This window comes from Martelella lutilitoris (assembly GCF_005924265.1).
GTDB lineage: Bacteria > Pseudomonadota > Alphaproteobacteria > Rhizobiales > Rhizobiaceae > Martelella > Martelella lutilitoris.
Genome location: NZ_VCLB01000016.1, coordinates 2501 through 7142 on the forward strand (window position 1 = coordinate 2501; position 4642 = coordinate 7142).

The window sequence follows — 4642 nt, forward strand, 5'->3', positions numbered from 1 at the left end:
GTGATTGTGGTGAAGATCATGATCGTTCGGAGCTGTTCCCATTGACGGCGTTGAAGGTCTAGCCGGCCGGATACGAGAGAGGGGCAGTTTTGGAAGGAAGCTCTGTCGACAACGTCGATTGTTTGTTTGAGGCTTCGGCCTCATCTGAGCGATGCGACGGATTGATGCGCCTGACCGCACATCATCGGACATTATCTCGAGAAGCTGGTCTAAAAAGACATTCGTCTTTTTAGTTCTTTGAGCTCACGGATGAGCGGTCCTTCGGACCTATCCTCCGCTGGGGCGCCGGACTTCCGGCGACGCGCGGTCGCGCTAAGAAGAGCTGAAGATGGATAGTCTTACAAAATTAAGGCTGCCGACTTTGTTGGGTCGGTGGTCAGATCGTGTTGATGGCATCTGTCGGGGTTATACAAAAGGCCCGGTGGTTGTGCTCATAAAGCCTGCAAAAGACGTTGCGAGGAACTTCCCGTAGACCGAAAGGTCGTCGGCGACCGTTCGCCGCCCCGTCCGGAGCGAAACAAGCCGCAAGGCTTGTGGCAGCGTGAGGACATAAAAGATGAACATCAGCAATGAGAACGATCAAGTGTCTTAAGGGCATTTGGTGGATGCCTTGGTATGCACAGGCGATGAAGGACGTGATACGCTGCGAAAAGCCGTGGGGAGCTGCGAATAAGCTTTGATCCATGGATATCCGAATGGGGAAACCCACCTTAGATATCTAGAAAATCATTCCGGTTGGAATGATTTGTCTGGAATTATTTGATCTCACGCCCCGTACCGCAGGTCTTCGACCTGCTGGGGCTGCGATGGCGCGCCGCATCAGCGGCGACGGCCGGTCGGCCTTGCGGTGCTTAGCACCGAATTCTTTTTCCACGTTGGTTTGGGAAATGAAATCCGAAGGAGCCACGCTCCTGAGGCAAGCGCGACTGCGCGTCGGCCATTTTTGGCCGGCCCGTCCGGAGTGAAGCGATCGAAGATCGCGACAGCGTGAGGACAAAACAGATCAGTCGGGTTGCCGATAGGCAACCGGAATGGTTTCTAGATATCATTAAAAGGTATCTTAATCTGAATACATAGGGTTAAGAAGCGAACGCGGGGAACTGAAACATCTAAGTACCCGTAGGAAAGGACATCAATCGAGACTCCGCAAGTAGTGGCGAGCGAACGCGGATGAGGCCAGTGGCAATGATGAATAAAGCAGAACAGGTTGGGAAGCCTGGCGAGATGGGTGATAGCCCCGTATGCGTAGAATAGTCATTGTCCTTGAGTAGGGCGGGACACGTGAAATCCTGTTCGAACATGGGGCGACCACGCTCCAAGCCTAAGTACTCGTGCATAACCGATAGCGAACCAGTACCGTGAGGGAAAGGTGAAAAGCACCCCGACAAGGGGAGTGAAAGAGAACCTGAAACCGGATGCCTACAAACAGTCGAAGCCCGCAAGGGTGACGGCGTACCTTTTGTATAATGGGTCAACGACTTAGTGTATCTAGCAAGCTTAAGCCGATAGGTGTAGGCGCAGCGAAAGCGAGTCTTAATAGGGCGATTTAGTTAGATGCATTAGACCCGAAACCGAGTGATCTAGCCATGAGCAGGTTGAAGGTTGGGTAACACCAACTGGAGGACCGAACCCGCATCTGTTGCAATAGATTGGGATGACTTGTGGCTAGGGGTGAAAGGCCAATCAAACTCGGAGATAGCTGGTTCTCCGCGAAATCTATTTAGGTAGAGCGTTGAATGAATACCTTCGGGGGTAGAGCACTGGATGGGCTATGGGGACTCACCGTCTTACTGATCCTAACCAAACTGCGAATACCGAAGAGTACTGTTCAGCAGACACACGGCGGGTGCTAACGTCCGTCGTGAAAAGGGCAACAACCCTGACCTCCAGCTAAGGTCCCCAAGTCATGGCTAAGTGGGAAAGGATGTGAGGATCCCAAAACAACCAGGATGTTGGCTTAGAAGCAGCCATCATTTAAAGAAAGCGTAACAGCTCACTGGTCTAAATAAGGGTCTTTGCGCCGAAAATGTACCGGGGCTCAAGCCATGCACCGAAGCTGAGGATGTGGATTTATCCACGTGGTAGCGGAGCGTTCCGTAGGCTGATGAAGGGATACCCGTGAGGGGTCCTGGAGGTATCGGAAGTGCGAATGTTGACATGAGTAACGATAAAGAGGGTGAGAGACCCTCTCGCCGAAAGACCAAGGGTTCCTGCTTAAAGTTAATCTGAGCAGGGTTAGCCGGCCCCTAAGACGAGGCGGAAACGCGTAGTCGATGGGAACCACGTTAATATTCGTGGGCCAGGCGGTGGTGACGGATTGCACAAATCGTACATTCTTATTGGATTGAGTGTGCGGTGGAGCGGTTCCAGGAAATAGCCCCGTCGTGAGACCGTACCCGAAACCGACACAGGTGGTCAGGTAGAGTATACCAAGGCGCTTGAGAGAACTGCGTTGAAGGAACTCGGCAAATTGCACGCGTAACTTCGGAAGAAGCGTGACCTCTTTATACGCAAGTATTGAGAGGTGGCACAGACCAGGGGGTAGCGACTGTTTATCAAAAACACAGGGCTCTGCGAAGTCTTTAAGACGACGTATAGGGTCTGACGCCTGCCCGGTGCTGGAAGGTTAAAAGGAGATGTGCAAGCATTGAATTGAAGCCCCAGTAAACGGCGGCCGTAACTATAACGGTCCTAAGGTAGCGAAATTCCTTGTCGGGTAAGTTCCGACCTGCACGAATGGCGTAACGACTTCCCCGCTGTCTCCAACGCAGACTCAGTGAAATTGAATTCCCCGTGAAGATGCGGGGTTCCTGCGGTCAGACGGAAAGACCCCGTGCACCTTTACTATAGCTTTACACTGGCATTCGCCAAGGCATGTGTAGGATAGGTGGTAGGCTTTGAAGCAGGGACGCCAGTTCTTGTGGAGCCATCCTTGAAATACCACCCTTATCTTCGTGGATGTCTAACCGCGATCCGTGATCCGGATCCGGGACAGTGTATGGTGGGTAGTTTGACTGGGGCGGTCGCCTCCTAAAGAGTAACGGAGGCGCGCGATGGTGGGCTCAGACCGGTCGGAAATCGGTCGTCGAGTGCAATGGCATAAGCCCGCCTGACTGCGAGACTGACAAGTCGAGCAGAGACGAAAGTCGGTCATAGTGATCCGGTGGTCCCGCGTGGAAGGGCCATCGCTCAACGGATAAAAGGTACGCCGGGGATAACAGGCTGATGACCCCCAAGAGTCCATATCGACGGGGTTGTTTGGCACCTCGATGTCGGCTCATCGCATCCTGGGGCTGGAGCAGGTCCCAAGGGTTTGGCTGTTCGCCAATTAAAGCGGTACGTGAGCTGGGTTCAGAACGTCGTGAGACAGTTCGGTCCCTATCTGCCGTGGGTGTAGGAATATTGACAGGATCTGTCCCTAGTACGAGAGGACCGGGATGGACGTATCTCTGGTGGACCTGTTGTGGCGCCAGCCGCATAGCAGGGTAGCTATATACGGAATGGATAACCGCTGAAGGCATCTAAGCGGGAAACCAACCTGAAAACGAGTGTTCCCTATCAGAGCCGTTGTAGACGACAACGTTGATAGGCCGGGTGTGGAAGCGCAGCAATGTGTGAAGCTTACCGGTACTAATCGCTCGATTGGCTTGATCGTTCTCATTGTTCATGTTCATCGGCAAAGCCGATGAACACGATCTTTTTGTCCTCACGCTGTCGCGATCTTCGATCGCTGCGCTGCGGAAGGCGCTGCTCACGCGACGCAGGCAAGCTGCTGAGGGTCGTCCCTCGGCAGGCATTGCGACTGCTGACAGAAGAAGCGCATTACAACAACAGACCTCACGTTATTGTTCGTCCAAAACGCCTGCATTGCAGGGGAAAAGGACCGAAGCCCAGAGGGCTTCGCAAGCGCGACTGCGCGTCCGAGCTTATGCGAGGCGCCCGCGCAGGGCAGGCCCTGAAAGGGCCGGTACGCCCGCGAGCGAAAACAAACCTGAGGACAAAACAACTCTCTTCCAGCTTCTCGAAAAACATGCTGCATTTGGCCGACCTGGTGGCTATGGCGGGGTCCTTAACACCCGTTCCCATTCCGAACACGGCCGTGAAATGCCCCAGCGCTGATGGTACTTTGTCTTAAGGCACGGGAGAGTAAGTCGCTGCCAGGTCTGCCAAATGCAACATGAAATATCTTCTCGAAACAAACGGCGACTGCCGATCAAAGCCGCCGTAAAAGGCGGCTTTTTTGTTGCCGCATACAAAACCAATAACGCAGGGCAAGAGCAGCCCCCCCGCCGAACCGCAGGCCAAAGGCCGAGGACCGGCAAAATAAAAAATACCGGGCAAGGTGCAGGACCATCCGTCCAAACCATTACCCCGGAAGCTCAATACATAACGCGGGGCAAGAGCAGCCCCCGCCGAACCGCAGGCCAAAGGCCGAGGACCGGCAAAACAAAAAATACCGGGCAAGGCACAGGACCATCCGTCCAAACCATTACCCCGGAAGCTCAATACATAACGCGGGGTGGAGCAGCCCGGTAGCTCGTCAGGCTCATAACCTGAAGGCCGCAGGTTCAAATCCTGCCCCCGCAACCAACTTTACTTGCGAAAGCCCCGCCACACCGGCGGGGTTTTTGCTTTGCACCGA

General features: G+C 54.0%; 1 tRNA gene and 2 rRNA genes. All 3 read left to right on the top strand.

Features of this window, described 5'->3' with window-relative positions:
- Positions 1–577 precede the first annotated feature (577 nt).
- The 3 genes from FF124_RS20455 to FF124_RS20465 all read left to right on the top strand — a co-directional run bounded on the left by FF124_RS20455 (position 578) and on the right by FF124_RS20465 (position 4590).
- Positions 578–3655, top strand: a 23S ribosomal RNA gene (locus FF124_RS20455).
- 392 nt (positions 3656–4047) lie between these two features.
- A 5S ribosomal RNA gene (gene rrf, locus FF124_RS20460) occupies positions 4048–4163 on the top strand.
- Positions 4164–4513: 350 nt separating this feature from the next.
- Positions 4514–4590: transfer RNA gene (locus FF124_RS20465), tRNA-Met, on the top strand.
- Positions 4591–4642 lie beyond the last annotated feature (52 nt).